The organism is Actinomadura sp. WMMB 499 (genome assembly GCF_008824145.1).
Classification (GTDB): domain Bacteria; phylum Actinomycetota; class Actinomycetes; order Streptosporangiales; family Streptosporangiaceae; genus Spirillospora.
On record NZ_CP044407.1, the window covers coordinates 2,236,052 to 2,254,275 of the forward strand.

Consider the following 18,224-nt stretch of genomic DNA (forward strand, 5'->3'; position numbering starts at 1 on the left):
GAGGTATCCATGGCACCCCGCTCCAGCCCAACGGCCCGGCGGCGGAGACTCGCCGCTGCACTGCGTCGGCTTCGAGAGACGCGCAAACTCAGTTGTGCCGAGGTCGGCAGGGAGGTCGGCTGGTCCGAGTCCAAGGTCAGCCGCATCGAGACCGGTCGCACCGGTATCCGCGCCGACGACCTCGACCGTCTCCTGCACGCATATGAGGTGGACGAGGAGATGCACAAAGCTCTCCATCTGCTGCGTCGCCAGGCCAGTCATCGCGGATGGTGGAGCACGTACGGCGACGCGCTCCCGGCGTGGTTCCAGGGCTATGTCGGCCTGGAAGACGGCGCACGCTCGCTCATGATCTACCAGTCCGACCTCATTCCTGGACTGATGCAGACGGACGCATACGCGGAAGCGATCATCCGAGCGCATCGGCCCACGCTTGACACGGACGAGGTCGAGCGCCAACTCGCAGCCAGAACCACGCGACAGGCGCTACTCGCTCAACCAGACCCACTCGAAGTCTGGGTGGTACTTGACGAGGCCGCTCTTCGACGCATGGTCGGCGGTCGAGACACGATGCTGGCTCAGTTGCGGCGCCTTGAACAACTCGCCGATCTTCCGAACATCACCTTGCAAGTTCTGCCGTTCGCGCAGGGCGCCCACGCATCCATGGGCACGTCTTTCCATCGCCTGACGTTTCCCGAGCAGGACGCGCAAGACATCGTCTACATCGAAGACCTCACCAGCAGCCAGTATTTGGAAGAACCGGGCGACATCGAACGCTATATGCTCGTAGCGGACCACCTGAGGGCGTCGGCGCTACCTCCCGAAGCCTCCACGAGCTTCATCGGGCGTATCGCTGATGACCTGACGTGACGATCGAGAGGGGTGCGGCGTGTCCTCGCAGAATGTTCCCCGCGCGACATGGCGCAAGAGCAGCCGCAGCAACGGGGCGGGCGGTGCTTGTGTAGAGGTTGCCTCCCTCGAGACCCGCGTCGGTATTCGAGACAGCAAGGCCCCGGATGCCGGGCACCTCACGCTCGGCCCCGACATCTGGGCCGCGTTCATGGCCGAAGCACGGAACGGCCGTTTCGACCTGCCGTGAGCCAGGGCGCCAACGCGGGAGAGCACACGATCGAACTCCGCTTGCAGCACGAGGCCCCGCAAGGACCGAAGCTGATCTTCCACACAGCGGCATGGCGAGCTTTCGCAACACAGGTCAGGGAAGGTGCGTACGACGCGTGAGCTCACACACCAACAACGCGAACGCGGCCCATGCCCATTGGCGCAAGAGTACTCGCAGCCAGCAGAACGGTGCTTGTGTTGAGGTTGCCGACCTCGCCGCGACAGTGGGAGTACGGGACAGCAAGGCACCGGACGCGGGGCACCTTTCCTTCGCCCTCGAAACCTGGGCCGGGTTCATGGCCGAAGCACGAAGCGCCGGTTCGATCTGCCGTGAGCGAGGGCGCTTCGGCGCCAGGACGCCCCGCTGACCTCCCGTCAGCGGGGCGCACTGTCCGGCCACGAGACTGACGGATCGTCGCCGACGCCGTCATCGGTCGATCCGGTGGTCCTCATCGTCGAGCCAGACGAACTGGCCGTTCGGGGTGACGGTCAGGCCCCACCGATCGGAGGCCGGGCGGTCCAGCCCGTCCCACCAGTTGAACGCGTCCTCTACCTCCTGCCACAGGTCGCGCTCACCCGACTGGCGGATCGGGAACTCCTCCGTGCCCGGCTCGTGCTCCAGAGAGGCCCACGAGCGCGACCACGGATCGACCAGCCACACCGTGTAGGCGCCTTCACCGCTTCCAGGGGTGACGATCAACTTGCAGTGCGGGACTTTCAGGCCGACTGCGAGGGAAGCGTCATATTCGCCCAGCACGGAGTACGGGTGCGTCTCGGTGGAGGACCGCCGTGCCTGGGTCATGCCGTGCACGTGGCGGTCCAACGAGGCGCGCTTGCCGCGCTGGGCGCGGAGCGGCATGAACGCCACGTTTCCTACGATCCGGCCACGCATGGTCCCGTCCCCCTGCACCAGGAACGACACCAGCGCGCCGTTGTGGAAGTCGGTCGTCCAGGGCACCAGGACCCGGCCTCCCGGACGGGTCTGGGCCGCCCACGCGGGCGGCACACGCTGAGCCGCCGCCGTGGCGATCACCCGGTCGAACGGCGCGGACTCCAGGTGGCCGTGCGCACCGTCCCCGCACGCGACCGTGATCTTGTATCCCTCGGCCCGCAGCGTGCGGCGGGCGCGGTCGGCCACGACCGGGTCCACCTCCACGCTGGTCACCCGGTCGTCACCGAGCCGTTCGGCCAGCAGGGCGGCGTTCCATCCGGTGCCGGTGCCGACCTCCAGCACGTTCATGCCCGGCCCGGCTTCCAGCGCCGCCAGCATCATTGCCACCACGTCCGGGCGGCTGGCCGAACTCGTGATCTCGTAACCGACCCGGCCCGGCCCGGCCGGTACGCCGTCGTCCACCTGCGTGATCACGAACTCGTTGGCGTAGCACGACCGCAGCCATGCTTCCTCGTCGTCTGCGCGATGGACCGGGACGAGCCGGTCGCCGTCCTGGACCCACACCGTTTCGGGGACGAACCGGTGTCGCAGCACCGTCTCGAACGGCCCGCGCCACTGCGGCGTCAGATCACCGGCCTCGGCGAGCTCGGCCGCGAGCCGGGCCGCCAACTCCTCCGCTCCGGCCACCTACTTGCCGCCCTTTTCGTGCTTACCGCCGTCTTTGGGGTTGTCCTTCTCCGCCGGAGGGACCGGCCTGTCCCATTTCCCGTCGCCGTCCTTCTTCTCTTCGTGACGCCCCACCTCAAGCTCCCTCGTGTCGCCCGCGTACCGCCAGTCCTGGCACGATTCCTCGCCGCCCCACTCCAAGGTTCCACCTTTGCACCGCCGTGTCCTTGGCCCACAGGATTCGAACACCCTCACCGGTGATGACGTGTGCGCTACCAGCACGTCAGGTTCACGGCGGTCCGGAACCCTCACCCGGCCGGGCTGCCGGTTATGGACCGGGCGGCGGGCCGATGACGTTGCCCGGATCGTCGAGCCACACCGCGTGCGTGTCGGGGGTGACGGTGAGGCCGAAGCGGGTGATGTCGGGCCGTCCCCAGGCCAGCCACCGGACGTAGGCGGCTTCGACTTCGTCCCACAGCGACCGGGTACCCGCCTGCTCGACCCCGAAGTCGGATCGGTCGGGCTCGTAGTCGACCGAGGCCCACGGGCCGCGATGATCGTCGCGGTCCAGAACCCATAGGGTCGTGGTCCCGTCCTCGGCTTCGTAGTAGCGGGAGAGCACACCCGGCACCAGGGCGGCGACGGTCACGTCCACACTCACCGGCTCGTGCCGTAGGGCACGTGGGTCGATGCGGGTGCGGCTGGTTCGTACGTCCCGCCGGGCGGCGTCGACCCATTCGTGTGCCTGCCCGCCGGCCGGACGCCGCGAGCGGAGCATCATGTAGTCGGCCGATCCCACGAACCGTCCGGTCGCGGTGCCGTCCGGGAGGACGTCCAGCCGCAGCAGCGCACCGCACCCGAACCCAGGCGAGTACGGGACCACGATCACCCCGCCCGGACGGGTCTGCTCGATCCAGGCGTAAGGCACCTGCGGCACCGCGCACGTGACGTGCACCCGGTCGAACGGCGCGCCGGGCGGCCAGCCCCCGGCACCGTCCCCGACCACCACCCGTGCCTCGCAGCCGGACGCCTTGAGCCGTTCGGCCGCCCGCATTCCCAGCGCCGGATCGACCTCGACCGTCGTCACGTTCGTCCCGCCGACCCGGTCGGCCAGCAGCGCGGCCGTCCATCCCGAGCCGGTTCCGATCTCCAGCACCCGGTGATGGTCGTAGGGGGCGAGTTGATCGAGTCCTTCGACGACCACGGTCGGCATCGACAGCGACGACGTCGCCAGTCCCCCGCCCTCGGCGGCGCCGTCCTGGAACTGGGTGATGAGCGGCTGATCGAGGGCCACCACCCGCTCCCATTCCTGCGGGTCGGTGTCACGGTCGACGCGGGCCCAGGGACCTGGACCGAGGTCGGCCCAGACCACCGGGGGCGTGAACCGGGCGCGCGGCACCCGCCGCATCACCTCACGCCAGTCGGTCACCGCTACTTCTTCTTCCCGTCGTTGGGGTTGCCGTTGGTGCCGTCGCCCTTGCCGCCGTGGCTTGAGCCCTTCTGGCTGTCGCCGGTTCCCCCGGAGGTCTTGCCGTCGTCACCCGATCGACCCGAGTGTCGTCCCATCCGCCTGCTCCCTTCCAACAGTCCGGCACGGCCCATCGCCGCCCCCAGCCGCGATCAGTCGTTCCCGCAACTCGATCCCTGCACGGCCCCGGACGCAGCACCCTGTACCCCACCTGAATTTCCCCTTGCGGGGCGGCCGCGCATGGCGCGATGCCCAGCACGCTAAGTAGGCGGTCATTCCGTGCGCCACAGGTGTGCCCATGTGTGGCCCCGGAGTCAGCGGTAGGTCGTCAGGGCTCGTTCCATCAGGTTTCGGGCGGCTTCCCCGTACACGGCCATCGCGGCCAGGTCTTCGAAAGCCGCTGTGTATCGAGTGATCTCGCTCGGAGTCGTAACGGTCACCTGAGCCGAGAGCAGTTCCACTTCGACTCGTTCGACGTCATAGAGGGTGAAGGTTTCCAAGACCCACTGCCCAGGACGTGCCGCGCCGAGAGGGATCACTCCGAGCGACACGGACGGGAGGCGAGCGGCCTCCCGTAGCCAGTTCAGTTGCTCCGCCATGTCATCGTTGCCGCCGAGCCGGTAATAGAACACAGCCTCCTCCACGATGAACGCGAACCGGTGCCCCGGCTTGCGGAGGATGCTCTGCCGGGCACCGCGCGCGGCCACCGCGTCCTCCACATCGTTCGGGGTAGCGAAACGCGTCGTGATCGCGGTGAGGAGAGCCGTTGCGTAACCGGGCGTCTGAAGTAGGCCGGGAACGACCTGGGAGCAGTAGACGCGCTGTGTTCGCGTCCTCTCGTAGAGAGGCATCTTGGCTTCCTGAAGCCGTCGCAAGCCCGCGCGCTGGAGGCGCTTCCACTCGACGTATGCGCCCTCAGCCGCTCGCAGAGCTGCCAGCAGATCCTCTGTCTGATCCTCCGCTCCGCGGGCATGACACCAGGTGCGGATGACGTCTGCGGACGGCGCCCGGGCCCCATGCTCGATCTTGGAGATCTTCGTACGTTCCCACCCGGCCGCCGCCGCAAGTGCGACCGAGGTCAGGCCCGCGCCCTCCCTGATTTCCCGAAGGCGGCCGGCGAGTTCCTGTCGCGCGGCCTGGACGGGCGGATACGGAGAGGGGCGTTGAGGCATGAGGGCAGTCTCACCTGAGCCGGCTCGCGGCGTTCACTCGGGCCGGTATTCCTCGTGCGGGGTGGCCCGATCCCATACGGCCTCGAACGCGTCGGCGCAGAGGTTCACGATGTCGGAGGACTCTACGAGGTCGGCCCCCAGATAGTCGCCACGTCCGGAGAAGTGACCGAACCGCACGAGCTCGTTGTCGAACGCCCAGAAGTCATTGGCGGGCACGACGATCCCCATGGCTCGGCGACGGGGAAGCCAGGGGGGACCACGACGACCACAGTAAGCGACGTGCGCGTTATACCCCTCCGTGTACAGGCATTGTGGGGCGGGGTCACCGTGTGGGTCAGCGTGCGCCGCCAGCAGCGACACATCGGTTCCATTCCAGGTCAGGACACCCCGTTTGCGGATGGCCTCACGTACCTGTGCATGCTGGCGTTCATTAGACTCCCCCGGTGACCAGCGATCTTCTCCGTCTCACCGTCCTGGGGTCTGCGACGCCGTACGCGAGCGTGGACAACCCGTGCTCCGGCTACCTGGTTTCGAGCGGCGGCACTCGGGTCTGGGTGGATGCGGGCAGCGGGACGCTGGCGCAGTTGCAGCGGCACGTCCGGCTCGACGAGTTGGACGCGATCTGGATCTCCCACCTGCACGCCGATCACAGCGCGGACCTGCTCACCACCTATTACGCGTTGCTCTACGCGGACGTGCAGCGGGCCGCGCCCGTCCCCTTGTACGGGCCGCCGGGCATCGCGGACCGGCTGGCCCGCTTCCTCACCAACACCGCCACGCGGAGCCCGGTCGAATCCGCCTTCGACGTGCATGAACTGGAGGACGGGCAGCAGGCGCGCGTCGGTGCGCTCACCGTGACGAGCCGGGCGGTCGCGCACGGCATGCCGGCCTTCGCCGCGCGCTTCGAGGCCGAGGGCCGGTCGCTGGTCTACTCCGGGGACACGGCACCGTGCGCGAACCTCACGCAGCTGGCCGAGGGATGCGACGTGCTGCTGTGCGAGGCCGACAGTGACCGGGTGCCGGACGGGGACGAGCGGGTGCACCACACGCCGGAGGACGCCGGCGACACGGCCGGGGCTGCCCGCGCCGGCCGGTTGATCGTCACCCATGTCGGCCGTTCCCTCACCCCGCGGCAGGCGGTGGCTCGTGCGTCGGCCCGGTTCGGCGGTCCCGTCGACCATGCCGCGCCCGGTGCCGCGTTCCCGGTCGGTTAGGCCGCGTCCTGGCCCGACCCCTGTGCCGGTTGCATACGCTGGCGATATGCGTCGGGGACGGCATGCGTGTGCTGGTCGTCGAGGACGAACTCTTCATGGCGGAGGCGATCCGCGACGGGCTGCGCCTGGAGGCGATCGCAGCCGACATCGGCACCGACGGCAACCCGCCTTGGAGCTACTGAACGTCAACGCCTACGACATCGCCGTGCTCGATCGTGATGTTCCCGGACCCTCCGGTGACGAGGTGGCCCGGCGCATCATCGCCACCGGCAGCGGCATGCCGATCCTGATGCTCACCGCGGCCGATCGACTCGACGACAAGGCGTCGGGGTTCGAGCTCGGAGCCGACGACTACCTCACCAAGCCGTTCGAGCTGCGGGAGCTCGTCCTTGTTGGAACGTGCCTGGGACGAGAACGCCGATCCGTTCACCAACGCCGTCCGCATCACCGTCTCGGCGCTGCGCAAGCGCCTCGGTGAACCCTGGCTGATCGCCACGGTCCCCGGAGTCGGCTACCGCATCGATGTCGGCATGGAGTCTGGGCAGGGTCGTGGATAGGCGTGCGGGGCTGAGCGCCCGCGCCAAGCTGGCCCTCAGCTACGCCGGGTTTCTCATGATCGCGGCCGTCCTGCTCCTTGCGGTGGTGTGGGTCTTCCTGCTGGGAGGCACCCACGCCGGCTTCCTGGTCCCTGATCTGGCCGACTTCGCTCGGGCCTTCGATCCGGGCAACCGCGGTCCGCGGGTGTTCGTCCCGGCAGCGATCCTGGTGCTGGGATTCATGCTGGTGTTCGGCCTCGGGGGCGGGTGGATTCTCGCCGGCCGCATGCTCGTGCCCCTGTCCCGCATCACCGACGCCACTCGCACGGCCGCACGGGGATCGCTCTCCCCCCGGATCGAGCTGAAGGGCCGCAAGGACGAGTTCCGGGAGCTCGCCGACGCCTTCGACGGCATGCTGGCGCGGATCGAGGCGCACGTCGCCGAACAGCGGCGTTTCGCGGCGAACGCATCCCACGAACTGCGCACCCCGCTCGCGATCACGCAGACCCTTCTCGATGTCGCCCGCAACGATCCGAACCGCGAAGCCAGCGAGCTCGACGAACGCCTCCGCCGCGTCAACGCCCGAGCGATCGAGCTCACCGAGGCACTGCTGCTGCTCAGCCGCACCGACCAGCGATCCTCCGTCCGGGAGGACGTCGACCTGTCACTCATCGCGGAGGAAGCCACCGAGACGCTCCTGCCTCTCGCCGAGAGGCAGGGCGTCGCCGTCGAGGTCTCCGGGGGCATCACGCCCGCCTTCGGCTCACCTGTGCTGCTGCTGCAGATGACCACGAACCTCCTGCACAACGCCATCGTCCACAACGTGCCGGAAGGCGGCACCGTCCAGATCCGCACCACCGTCGACGCCGAGACCGCCGTACTGACCGTCGAGAACACCGGCGACAAGCTCAGTGCGCAGTTGGTCTCGACGCTCACCGAGCCGTTCCAGCGCGGCACCGAGCGCATCCACACCGATCAGGCGGGGATCGGCCTCGGTTTGGCGATCGTCAAGAGCATCGTGCAAGCGCAGGACGGAACGCTCTCGCTGAGCCCGCGCGCCGACGGCGGGCTCCGCGCCACGGTGCGACTACCCGTTACGGGGCGGCAGGTCCCGTAGGAACGGCGTGCCCCGGTTGTACGGCCACCGGCGACAACGAGACGCGGCGCCGGGTCGGCTTTCACCACGATCCCCTGCCGATCAGTATCCCGCGGTTTGCATGAAACCGATCGAATACACTCATGGGGAGCGACGTGGAGTCTGAATTGTGAGAGTAGCCCGACGGGTTATGGAACCGGACCAGCCCGTCATCGGCCGCATAGACCAGTACGAGATGGCCTCCCCGTCGCGGCTCGCAGGTGCGGGGGTCGCGAATCTCGGGCGAGACTGAAGCGATCATCGCCTGCCCGGGACGAATATCTCGACTGGAAATTTCTATGGGGGTGCGTTCGACCAGCTTGCAGTCGAATCCGAATTGTGAACCCACCCACGCCATGAATGGTTTGTAGAGGAGTCCTTGAACCTTTTCCGAGGGCTCCATCACATAGCATCCCCAGTCGAGAGATTGAGCAAGAAGTTCGCCCATCGACAGCCGTACGTTCGTCCAGCCGTGGAGCAGCGACTGCAGGCACGCCAGGCCGCAGACTTTGCGGGACCAGAACAGGTACTCGTCGCTCGAGCGATACCCGTCGGACGCCCAGTCGTGCAACTGCGATGGATCGGTGCACCGCAGGAAGACTTCCAGGTCCGACGAGTCGGTACGTCGCACGACGACGTCGTCGTTCCGCTCCAGACCTCCCCACTGCGAAATGCAATGGAGGCTGCCATCACGTGATGGGAAAGTCGAAGTAGGCATCGGGGCGGGGTTCCCTCCTTAGCCTGTAATGCCACCACTCGCAGTCGTACCGATCAAAGCCGCAGTCCTCCATGATGGAACGGAGATGCTCGCGGTTCCGAAACTCGATCGGGGCGATTCCTGGGGCGCGATGATGGGAGATCGGGTCCATGAGGTCATGACGGCCGCCCATGGGAGCGAGTTCGCCCGTGGCAAGGTGATAGAGCGTCAGGTCGATCGCACTGCCCCTGCTGTGACCCGACAGCGGGGCCACGTAACCCTTCTTCACCATCTCGGCACGGTCGATGTTCGGGTAGTGCTCCCGTTTGGTCCGGCCGTCCTCTGGCAGTTCTGACCAGTGCAGGAAGCAGTCGACGGCGCGTTGCGGGCGATATCCGTCCCAGAGCAGCAGGCCGAAACCAAGTGAGGCCGCCTTGTCGCGCGCCTGCTCCAGGGATGCGCAGAGGGCCCGGGTGCCGACAATACGGTTCGCGAGGTAGCCGTCCACCGGTTTGCCGGTGAAATTGTCCCAGGTGGCGTACTTGGCATCCCACCGGACGCCGGGCACCGACTCGTCGACGTAAACGAAGTCGCCGTTCATCGTTTCTTTCCGCGCAGCGTCATCGAGATGAGGCGGTCGATCACGTCGGAGAGCGACAACCCCGCGGCGGCCATCATCCGCGGGTAACGGCTGTACGACGTCATGCCGGGCATGGTGTTGACCTCGTTGAGGACCACCCCGCCGTCGCCGGTGAGGAACATGTCGACGCGGGCGAGTCCCTTGCAGCCCAAGGCGCGGTAGATGGTCTTGGCGGTCTCTTGGACGAGCTGCCGCGATTCGTCGGGGATGTCGGCAGGAACGATGAACGTGGAGTTCTCCGATCCGGTCTCGGGAGAGGCCTCCTGATGGATCCGGAAGAATCCGTGCGAGAGGTCGACGCGGTCCACCTCGCCCACGACCAGGCCGTACGGTGCCCCCAGTACAGCGCAGCCGACCTCGCTGCCGTCCACGGCTTCTTCGATCACGATCTTCGAGTCGTACTGTCGCGCCGCGCTCAGCGCCCCCGGCAACTCATCTGCTCGGGTGACCTTGCTGACCCCGAAGGACGACCCCGAACGGGCCGGCTTCACGAAGACGGGATAGGAAAGACGGCCAGGATCGACCTTCTCGTTCTCCGCGACGACCCAGAAGTTCGGTGTGGCGATCCCTGCGCCCTTGGCGATGGTGTAGGCGAGGGACTTGTCCATGCACACGACCGAACTCTGGACATCGCAACCGACGTAGGGGATGCCCGAGAGTTCCAACAGGCCCTGGATTCCGCCGTCTTCGCCGAGCTTGCCGTGAAGTACGGGCAAGACCACGTCGAGGCGTTCGGGCTCGCAGGTCCCCTGTTCCATGACCAGCAGGCCATGCGTGCCTCTGTCGGGTGACAGTGCGACCGGACGGGTGACGCCGTTCTCCCACCCGGCGTCCGGGCCCTCGCAGAGCTTCCAATCGCCGTCGGCGGTGATGCCGATCCAGAACGGCTCGTACTTCTCGTTGTCGAGGTTCCGCGCGATCTCCTGCGCCGACTTGACGGAAACGGGATGTTCTTCGGAGGCGCCCCCGAAGATGATTCCGACCTTCACTCTGTTCATGCTGTTCTCCCACGTTCGAAGTTCACGCAGTTGATGAGGCTGTTCTCGACGGTGTCGCTCAGGGCGCGTTCCGTGTAATAGGCGGAGTGTGGACTGATCAGCACGTTCGGCAGCCGCTGCAGCCGCACCAGGACCTTGTTCTCGATGTGCCTGTTCCGGTGGTCGGCGTAGAAGATTCCTTCCTCGCCTTCGAGAACATCCAGCGCCGCGCCGCCCAACCTGCCGCTCTCCAGTGCAGAGAGGAGAGCCTCGGTATCGAGCAGCGGTCCGCGCCCTGTGTTGACCACGTATGCGCCGGGCTTCATTCGCGCGATGCGTCGGCGATCGAGGAGATGGTGCGTGTCCGCGGTGAGCGGGGTGTGGAGCGTGACGATGTCGCTCTGCGCCACCAGTGCATCGAGCGGTACATGGGGCGCGCAGGTTCGCGGTCGCCTGTCGTGGGCCAGTACGCGGCAGCCGAAGCCTTGCAGCCGGTGGATGACCGCCGTGCCGATGCGCCCTGTTCCGATCACGCCGACGGTCAGGTCGCGCAGTTCCTTGCCACGGGTCTCACTCAGGCGGTAGTCATGAGCGTCCGAGTTGCGGATGGTGGATTTCGCGTCGCGCACCGCCATCAGTATCAACATCAGCGTGTAGTCGCCCACGCTGTCCGGCGAGTAGGCGACGTTGCCTACCGAAATTCCGACGCGTTCCGCGTATTTCAGGTCGATGTGGTCGCAACCGATGCTTCTGGTGGAGATGTACTCCACGCCGACTCTGCCGAGCGCCAGCAGCGTGGCGTTGGTGATCTGGGTCTTATGACTCACGCTGATGCATCGGTCACCCCGCGCCAGTTCAGCGTTGGTCTCGCAGACGGCTGCCTCGACGATGGTCGGCGACACTCCGAGGCGGGCGGCCATATCCCGGAACGTGGCGGCTTCATCTTGGCTGCACCCGAAGGCAGTGACCCCCATCGCTGGGGACGGCTGAAGGGGCGGCTCGGCCACCCCCTGGGCGCGACGGTCCGCGATCGCTTCGCCATGGACCGGACCCGGTTCGCTGTAGGCCATGCCTGAAGTCAAGCCAGCGGGGTGTTGCCAGTACGTATGCGTTTTTCGATATGCGGACGACATGCGCCGGACGATGGGAATCCGTGAATCCACCCGAAGGCTCGCCGCCGCGCCGACGGCACGCTCCTTCCGGATGACCGAGGCGCCGCTGCGACGCCGCGCCGTGTCCGGCGGGACATGTACCTCTGCCGCTCGCCTGCGTCCTCGGTCCTTCTGGAATGCCATCGGAGGCATGCCCGAATTCCCGGTCCGTCCAAGCGGCCCGAGTCGGTCGAACTTTTGGCACGTTCCGGCGCCAGAGGTCCGAGAGCGAGATTACCGCTTATTAAGAAGTTCATTGCCAACACCTTGTCGGCATGTGAGCCTCCCCACTGAGAGTCACATCCGGGTGCGTACTCCCGCCAGAGCCCCTGGAGCTCTGGGCGCGCCCAGGGGATTGGCGGTATGCGTGTCGAAGAACGTGATCTCGAACGGCCGGGCGCATCCCCGCGCGGGGCATCGGAGTTCGCGCCGTCGGCTGCGGTCGGGGGCGGTCGCCACGACGCTCCTCGGCGTCGCCGGACTGCTCCCGGCGCTGCACGCACCGGCGGCGGCCGCACCGCCGGCGTGCGCGCCACCGAGCGACGGCGCTCCCCTCTTCGTGACCGACGGCTGCGCCGACCCCAGGTTCGACCAGCCCTACGTGGACGTCGACGAATGGCGGGACACGCCGGTGCGGCACCGTTACGTGCACGGCGGCTTCCGGGGCACCGACGCCAAGTTCTCCTTCGCCTTTCCGGCACCCGAGGAGTACCAGGGACGGTTTTTCCACTTCGTCAACGCCATCCCCGGAACCGAGAACGTCTCCGCGCTCAACATCGGCTTCGGGATGGACAGCGGCGCCTACTACGTCCAGACGAACGGCGGCGGCAACGAGGCGATCCGGACCGTCGAGGACGCGGTCGTGCTGGGCAAGGACCCGTCGGTCGCCGGTTACCGGGTCGACGCGGCCGCGGCGAAGTACTCGCGCGTCCTGGCGGCCGAGATGTACGGACGGCACCGCCCGTACGGCTACGTGTACGGCGGCAGCGGCGGCAGTTTCAAAACGATCAGTGCCGTCGAGAATTCCAGGGACGTGTGGGACGGGTCGGTCCCGTTCGTGATCGGCACGCCGCAGTACATCCCGAACGCCTTCACCCCGCGCGTGCACGCCCTGCGGGTCCTGTCGCGCCGCGACAGGCTCCCCGGGATCGTCGACGCCATCGAACCCGGCGGCAGCGGCGACATGTACGCGGGCCTCAACGAAGAGGAGCGCGGGGCACTCGAAGAGGTGACGCGGATGGGGTTCCCGCCGCGCGGCTGGTTCGCGCACGAGAACCTGGACGGCGGCGCCCTGTCACTGGTGTTCAACTACGTGCCCTACCTCGATCCCACCTACGTCGAGGACTTCTGGACCCGTCCGGGCTATCTCGGCACCGATCCCGCCAGTTCGGTGCGGGAGGCGCGCGTCCGGCACGAGACGACCGTCGCCGAGGTCTCCCCCGCGACGTTCACCCTGCGGCTGGCCGATCTCCCGGCGGGCGATCTCACCGGCGTGGACCTGGTGCTCACCGGCGGCGCGGCGGCGGGCAAGACGCTGCGCCCGAGCAGCGTGGAAGGCGGCGTCGCCAGGTTCGCCTTCGGTGCCGACCCGGAGGTGTTCGCCGCCGTCAGGGCCGGCGACGGCGTGCGCGTCGACAACTCCTGGTACCTCGCGGCCCAGACCTACCACCGCCACCAGGTGCCGGGACGCGACTACGACGTCTGGGACCAATTCCGCGACCGCCGGGGCCGCCCGCTGTATCCCCAGCGCGACGTGCTGGTGGGCCCCAAGGCCACCTACTACGGCGCCGGCTCGCTGCAGACCGGCCGCTTCGACGGCAAGATGATCGCGATCTCGAACCTGATGGACATCGACGCTCTCCCCTGGGCGGGCGACTGGTACCGGGACAAGGTCAGGAAGGCCCGCGGCGCCGGCTTCGGCGGCGACTTCCGCCTCTGGTACTTCGACCGCGCCGGGCACCTGCCCACGGTGAGCCCCGCCGAGAGCGGCCACCTCGTCGGCTACTACGGCGTGCTCCAGCAGGCCCTGCGCGACCTGAGCGCGTGGGTGGAGAAGGACCGGCCCGCGCCCGCGAGCACCGAGTACGACGTGGTCGACGGGCAGGTGAAGGTGCCCGCCCACGCGTGGTGGCGGCGGGGCATCCAGCCCACCATCGACCTGCGGGCCGACGGCGGCGACCGGGCCGAGGTGAAGGCGGGGCAGCCCGTCACGCTCTCCGCCGACGTCGCGCTCCCGCGCGGCACCGGCGAGGTCGTCGCCGCCGAATGGGACTTCGAGGACGCGGGCGCCTTCCCGGTACGGGGCGAGATCGACGGCCGGGGCCTCGTGCGTCAGGTCGAGGCCGAGCACGCCTACACCGAGCCCGGCACCTACTTCGCCGTCCTCCGCGTCACGGCCCAGCGGGACGGCGACGCCGAGACCCCGTACGGCCGTGTCCAGAACCTCGCCCGGGTGCGGATCGTCGTGCGTTAGCACCGGGCGTCCGCACCGTCCGAAGCGGCGGCGGGGGGAGCCCGGTACCCGCCGGGCTCCCCCGGTCGCGGCGCGCCTCGCGCATTGGGTGCGGGGACCCAATCCGGGCGCGGGGAGTTGTCCGTGGTGAACAGTGCGCGTCTCGGACTTGTTACGGACCGTTGACGTTGACCGGAACGGCAGGAATCATCCGGGCATGTCCGGTGGCCTCAGCACGGGAACGCACACCGATGCGGACACGGTCCGCACCGAACGATCACGAATCCTCGCCGAACTCCTCACCATCGTCGACGAACTGGCGGAACGGGCCGTCTCGGTCATGCGGGCGGAGATCCCCGCGTACGCGGAGCGGGGGGACGGCTTCCTCACCGACGTCCGGGAACAGGTGGGCCGCCACTACCGCACCAAACTCGCCGTGCTGCTGGAGGAGCGCACGGTCACCTTCGAGGACATCGCGTTCAGCCGCCGCGCGTCGATGCGGCGCGCGCAGGCGGGGTGCACGATGGCCGATTACATCAACGCCTTCCGGGTCGGCCAGCAGGTCTTCTGGGAGGCGGTGGTCGAGCACGCGGGCCGCTCGTACGCGGGTCAGGAGGCGGCGCTGACGCTGGCGTCGCCGCTGATGCGGTACTGCGACTTCGCCAGCACGCACGCGGCGAACGCGTACATGGAGTACCAGCGGTACGCCGCGGCGGAGAGCGTCCAGGCGAGCCGGGACCTGGTGGAGCTGCTGCTGGCCGGCGAGGCGCCGACGCGCGGGCCGCAGCTGGCGACCGCGCACGCGCACGGCCTGAACCCCGAGTCGCGGACGCCGCTGGTGGTGGTCGCGGCCGTGCTGGTCGGGGGCGAGGCGGACGCGCGGCACGCGGCGTGCGCGGCCATCGCCCGGACGGGCGTGGGCCGGCACCGGACGCTCGCCGTCGTGCGGCAGTCGGAGATCGTGGCGGTGCCCGCCCTCGGGCCCGGCGACGTCGGCGAGCTGTGCGACCGTCTCCAGTCCGTCCAGCGGAGCCTGCTGGAGGAGGACATCGTGCTGGCGATGGGTATCAGCACGGTCGTCGAGGGCACGGGAGAGATCCCGCGCGCGTTCCAGGAGGCGCGGGCCGTCCTGGAGTTCCTGCCGGAGGACGGGGGCGTGGCGGCGCTGCCGCGGATCTCCCCGTTCGAGTACATGGCGCTGCGGGCGGACGACACGGCCCGGCACCTGGTGGACCCGCGCGTCCTGGACCTGCTGGCGGAGGACCGGATGCGGGGCGGGGTGCTGACCGCGACGATCCGGGCGTTCGCCGCGGCCGATCTCAACCTGCGCGCCGCCGCCGAAAGGTTGCAGATCCACCACAACACCGCGCAGTACCGCCTTCGCCGCATCCAGGAGCGGACCGGCCGCAACCTCCGGCACTTCACCGATCTGGTGGATCTGCTGGTGGCCATCGCCCTCCAGGACGTGTTGCCACCGGCCACCAATTCCGGGCGGAAAAGACTGGTCTCCGCGACCAATGAGGAGGGTGGGACCGCCGACGTACCGTCGGCCCATGAATCTCGCTGAGCGGCTCCCGGCCGCCGCCGGACGGCTCGGCGGACGCACGGCCCTCACGCTCGACCGGGACGGGCTCGGCTACCGCGAGCTGGAACTGCGGAGCGCGCGGACGGGCGCGCTGCTGCGGCGGCGCGGGATCGGGCCGGGCGACCGGGTCGCGGTGATGCTCCCCAACGTGCCCGAGTTCGCCGTCGTCTACTACGGCATCCTGCGGATCGGGGCGGTGGTCGTCCCGCTGGATCCGCTGCTGAAGCGGCGCGAGATCGCCGCGTACCTGGGCGACTGCGCGGCGCGGCTGGTGATCGCGTGGCACGCGTACGCGGAGACCGTCGAGGCGGGCACGTCCGGGACCCGCACCGACTACATGTTCGTGGTGCCGGGCGAATGGGACCGCCTGCTGCGCGGCGTGCCGCCGGAGGAGGACGTCACCCGCGCGGGCGGCGACGACACCGCGGTGATCCTCTACAGCTCGGGCACGACCGGCCCGACGAAGGGCATCGAGCTGACGCACGCGAACCTCGGCGGGAACGCGGCGACGGTCGCGCGGATGCACGGGCTCGGAGTCGACGACGTCGTCCTCGGCGCGCTCCCGCTGTACCACGCGTTCGGGCAGACGTGCGCGCTGAACGCGACGGTCCACGCGGGCGGGCGGCTCACCCTCCTCGAACGGTTCGATCCCGCGCGCGCGCTGGAGGTGATCAGGCGGGACGGCGTCACGGTGTTCCACGGGGTCCCGGCGATGTTCATCGCCCTCCTCGACCATCCGGCGGTGTCCGACCTGTCGCTCCTGCGCAGCTGCGTGTCCGGGGGCGCCGCGCTGCCCCTGGACGTCCTGCGCGCCTACGACGAGCACGGCTGCCGGATCATCGAAGGCTACGGGCTGAGCGAGACCTCGCCGCTGGCGGCGTCCAACCGGGCCGGTGCGGGCCGCCGCCCCGGCTCGATCGGGCGCCCGATCCACGGGGTCGAGATGCGGATCGTCGGCGACGACGGCCGCGAGCTCCCGCACGGCGAGATCGGGGAGATCGTCGTGCGCGGCCCCAACGTGATGAAGGGCTACTGGAACGACCCGGCGGGCACCGCCGCCGCGATCCGCGACGGCTGGTTCCACACCGGCGACCTGGGCCGGTCCGACGACGACGGCGTCTTCTACCTCGTCGACCGCCGCCGCGACGTGATCATCCGCGCGGGGTACACGGTCTACCCGCGCGAGGTGGAGGAGGTGCTGTACGAGCACCCGTCCGTGCGGCAGGCGGCGGTGGTCGGCGTCCCGCATCCCGAGGTCGGTGAGGAGATCACCGCGGTGGTGGCGCTGCGGGCCCCGGCGAGCGCGGACGAGCTGCGCGACTGGGTACGCGAACGGGTGGCCGCGTACAAGTACCCGAGGCAGATCCGGTTCCTGGACGAACTCCCCGTCGGGCCCACCGGCAAGATCCTCAAGCGGGCGCTTCCGGCTCCGGCGACTCCGGTCCGGTAGGCCCGTCGCGGCCCGCCAGGACGGCCGACACGCGGTACACGACCGCGACGATCGGGACGGCGATGACGGCGCCCGCGATCCCCGCGAGCAGGGTCCCGGCCGTCACCGCACCGATGATCACGACCGGGTGCAGGTGCAGCGTCCGGCCCATGATCAGCGGTTGCAGCAGGTGGCTCTCGGCCTGCTGGACGACGAGCACCGCGGCCAGCACCAGCAGCGCGTCGGTGATCCCGCCGCCGACGAACGCGATGAGCACCGCCGCCGCCCCCGCGATGATCGCGCCCGCGATCGGGACGAACGCCGCGACGAACGTCAGCAGCGTCAGCGGCAGCGCGAACGGGACGCCGATCAGGACGAGCGCGAGCCCGATGCCGATCGCGTCCACCAGGGCGATCACGACGATGCCGTGCACGTACGACACGAGCGCCCGCCATCCGGCCCGTCCCGCCGCGTCGATCCTCGCGCGGCGCCGCTCGGGCGCGAGCCCCACGAGCCAGCCCCACATGACCTTGCCGTCCTTCAGCATGAAGAACAGCAGGAACAGCGCGATGAGCGATGCGGCCAGCACCTCCGCCGCCATGCTGGCGCCGGCGACCGGGTCGGGCGAGGACCGCTGTGCCGCCCGGGTGATCGCGCCGACGACGCTGTCGAGCTGCCGCTGGCTGATCGGCAGCGGCCCGTTGACGAGCTGGTCGCGGGCCCGTTCGAGTCCCTCGGTGAGCCCCCGCCGCATCGACTCCCACTGGTCGGCGGCCTGCCCGGTGACCAGCGCGACCGGCCCGGCGATCGCCAGCAGCAGGGTGAGCAGCCCGGCGAGCGCCCCGGCCCACGCGGGCGCCCGCAGCCGCCGCGTCCACCGCGCGACCGGCGACATCAGCGCGGTCAGCAGCAGCGCCGCGATGATCGCCATGGTGAGCGGGGCGAGCATCACCAGGAAGTAGACGAGCAGCCCGACGGCCGCGGCGATGAGCAGGAAGCACGCGGCGACCGCCGCCGCCTTCCGCAACGGGGACGGAACGGCGTCGAACCCCTTGCCCTTGGTCATCTCGCCGCTATTACCCGGCGCCCCGCGC

General features: G+C 69.1%; 19 protein-coding genes and 1 pseudogene. 9 read left to right on the forward strand and 11 right to left on the reverse strand.

From position 1 onward, the window contains the following. Window positions 1-9 precede the first annotated feature (9 nt). From F7P10_RS09825 to F7P10_RS09835, 3 genes are all read left to right on the forward strand, one after another. A complete protein-coding gene (locus tag F7P10_RS09825) occupies window positions 10-867 on the forward strand; it encodes a helix-turn-helix transcriptional regulator (protein WP_151009064.1) in 858 nt (285 codons plus the stop codon). A gap of 19 nt (window positions 868-886) precedes the next feature. Then, window positions 887-1,096 carry a DUF397 domain-containing protein gene (locus F7P10_RS09830; RefSeq protein WP_151009065.1) on the forward strand — a complete coding sequence of 70 codons (210 nt, stop codon included), beginning with the start codon at window positions 887-889 and terminating at the stop codon, window positions 1,094-1,096. Window positions 1,097-1,187: 91 nt separating this feature from the next. Beyond that, on the forward strand, window positions 1,188-1,484 hold the full coding sequence (locus tag F7P10_RS09835; protein WP_151009066.1) for a DUF397 domain-containing protein: 297 nt from the start codon (window positions 1,188-1,190) through the stop codon (window positions 1,482-1,484). A 59-nt stretch (window positions 1,485-1,543) separates the two neighbouring features. On the opposite strand, the gene F7P10_RS09840 is transcribed toward F7P10_RS09835, so the two are convergent. The 6 genes from F7P10_RS09840 to F7P10_RS09860 form a co-directional block, all read right to left on the reverse strand. Continuing rightward, window positions 1,544-2,695 (reverse strand): protein-L-isoaspartate O-methyltransferase, encoded by a 1,152-nt coding sequence (locus F7P10_RS09840; RefSeq protein ID WP_151009067.1) that lies wholly within the window; start codon window positions 2,693-2,695, stop codon window positions 1,544-1,546. Next, complete coding sequence (locus F7P10_RS09845) at window positions 2,696-2,875, reverse strand: hypothetical protein (protein WP_151009068.1); 180 nt, start codon at window positions 2,873-2,875, stop codon at window positions 2,696-2,698. A 127-nt stretch (window positions 2,876-3,002) separates the two neighbouring features. Beyond that, a complete protein-coding gene (locus F7P10_RS09850) occupies window positions 3,003-4,103 on the reverse strand; it encodes a methyltransferase domain-containing protein (protein ID WP_254716520.1) in 1,101 nt (366 codons plus the stop codon). 2 nt (window positions 4,104-4,105) lie between these two features. Beyond that, window positions 4,106-4,240, reverse strand: coding sequence for a hypothetical protein (locus tag F7P10_RS45030; RefSeq protein WP_302851461.1), 135 nt, complete (start codon window positions 4,238-4,240; stop codon window positions 4,106-4,108). 216 nt (window positions 4,241-4,456) lie between these two features. Continuing rightward, window positions 4,457-5,314, reverse strand: a complete 858-nt coding sequence (locus tag F7P10_RS09855; RefSeq protein WP_151009069.1) for a helix-turn-helix transcriptional regulator — start codon at window positions 5,312-5,314, stop codon at window positions 4,457-4,459. 33 nt (window positions 5,315-5,347) lie between these two features. Then, window positions 5,348-5,542, reverse strand: a complete 195-nt coding sequence (locus F7P10_RS09860) for a DUF6879 family protein (protein WP_151009070.1) — start codon at window positions 5,540-5,542, stop codon at window positions 5,348-5,350. 215 nt (window positions 5,543-5,757) lie between these two features. Here F7P10_RS09860 and F7P10_RS09865 point away from each other — a divergent pair, with 215 nt between their 5' ends. From F7P10_RS09865 to F7P10_RS09875, 3 genes and pseudogenes are all read left to right on the forward strand, one after another. Beyond that, entirely contained in the window at window positions 5,758-6,528 is a 771-nt protein-coding gene (locus F7P10_RS09865; RefSeq protein ID WP_151009071.1) for an MBL fold metallo-hydrolase, read from the forward strand. Between the two features lie 62 nt (window positions 6,529-6,590). Further along, window positions 6,591-7,085 (forward strand): annotated as a pseudogene (locus F7P10_RS09870) (response regulator). Between the two features lie 55 nt (window positions 7,086-7,140). Further along, window positions 7,141-8,181 carry a HAMP domain-containing sensor histidine kinase gene (locus tag F7P10_RS09875; RefSeq protein ID WP_302851462.1) on the forward strand — a complete coding sequence of 347 codons (1,041 nt, stop codon included), beginning with the start codon at window positions 7,141-7,143 and terminating at the stop codon, window positions 8,179-8,181. Window positions 8,182-8,242: 61 nt separating this feature from the next. On the opposite strand, the gene F7P10_RS09880 is transcribed toward F7P10_RS09875, so the two are convergent. Genes F7P10_RS09880 through F7P10_RS09895 form a run of 4 tightly spaced genes read right to left on the reverse strand, consistent with a single transcriptional unit; the run spans window position 8,243 to window position 11,487 of the window. Next, window positions 8,243-8,830 carry a hypothetical protein gene (locus F7P10_RS09880; protein ID WP_151009072.1) on the reverse strand — a complete coding sequence of 196 codons (588 nt, stop codon included), beginning with the start codon at window positions 8,828-8,830 and terminating at the stop codon, window positions 8,243-8,245. 58 nt (window positions 8,831-8,888) lie between these two features. Further along, window positions 8,889-9,497 (reverse strand): D-Ala-D-Ala dipeptidase VanX, encoded by a 609-nt coding sequence (gene vanX / locus F7P10_RS09885; RefSeq protein ID WP_151009073.1) that lies wholly within the window; start codon window positions 9,495-9,497, stop codon window positions 8,889-8,891. Continuing rightward, on the reverse strand, window positions 9,494-10,534 hold the full coding sequence (vanA, locus tag F7P10_RS09890) for a D-alanine--(R)-lactate ligase (protein WP_151009074.1): 1,041 nt from the start codon (window positions 10,532-10,534) through the stop codon (window positions 9,494-9,496). Before vanA ends, vanX begins: the two co-directional genes overlap by 4 nt. Further along, window positions 10,531-11,487 (reverse strand): D-isomer specific 2-hydroxyacid dehydrogenase family protein, encoded by a 957-nt coding sequence (locus tag F7P10_RS09895; protein WP_151017943.1) that lies wholly within the window; start codon window positions 11,485-11,487, stop codon window positions 10,531-10,533. Before F7P10_RS09895 ends, vanA begins: the two co-directional genes overlap by 4 nt. Window positions 11,488-12,031: 544 nt before the next feature. Between F7P10_RS09895 and F7P10_RS09900 the strand changes: the two genes are divergently transcribed. The 3 genes from F7P10_RS09900 (at window position 12,032) to F7P10_RS09910 (ending at window position 17,151) form a co-directional block, all read left to right on the forward strand. Beyond that, the gene (locus F7P10_RS09900) at window positions 12,032-14,137 is read left to right on the forward strand and encodes a PKD domain-containing protein (protein ID WP_151009075.1); all 2,106 of its coding nucleotides are present in this window, start codon (window positions 12,032-12,034) and stop codon (window positions 14,135-14,137) included. A gap of 196 nt (window positions 14,138-14,333) precedes the next feature. Next, window positions 14,334-15,683, forward strand: a complete 1,350-nt coding sequence (locus F7P10_RS09905; protein WP_151009076.1) for a CdaR family transcriptional regulator — start codon at window positions 14,334-14,336, stop codon at window positions 15,681-15,683. After that, entirely contained in the window at window positions 15,670-17,151 is a 1,482-nt protein-coding gene (locus F7P10_RS09910; RefSeq protein ID WP_151009077.1) for a long-chain fatty acid--CoA ligase, read from the forward strand. Before F7P10_RS09905 ends, F7P10_RS09910 begins: the two co-directional genes overlap by 14 nt. Here the strand turns inward: F7P10_RS09910 and F7P10_RS09915 are convergent. Next, entirely contained in the window at window positions 17,111-18,196 is a 1,086-nt protein-coding gene (locus tag F7P10_RS09915) for an AI-2E family transporter (RefSeq protein ID WP_151009078.1), read from the reverse strand. The genes F7P10_RS09910 and F7P10_RS09915 overlap by 41 nt on opposite strands. Between the last annotated feature and the right edge of the window lie 28 nt (window positions 18,197-18,224).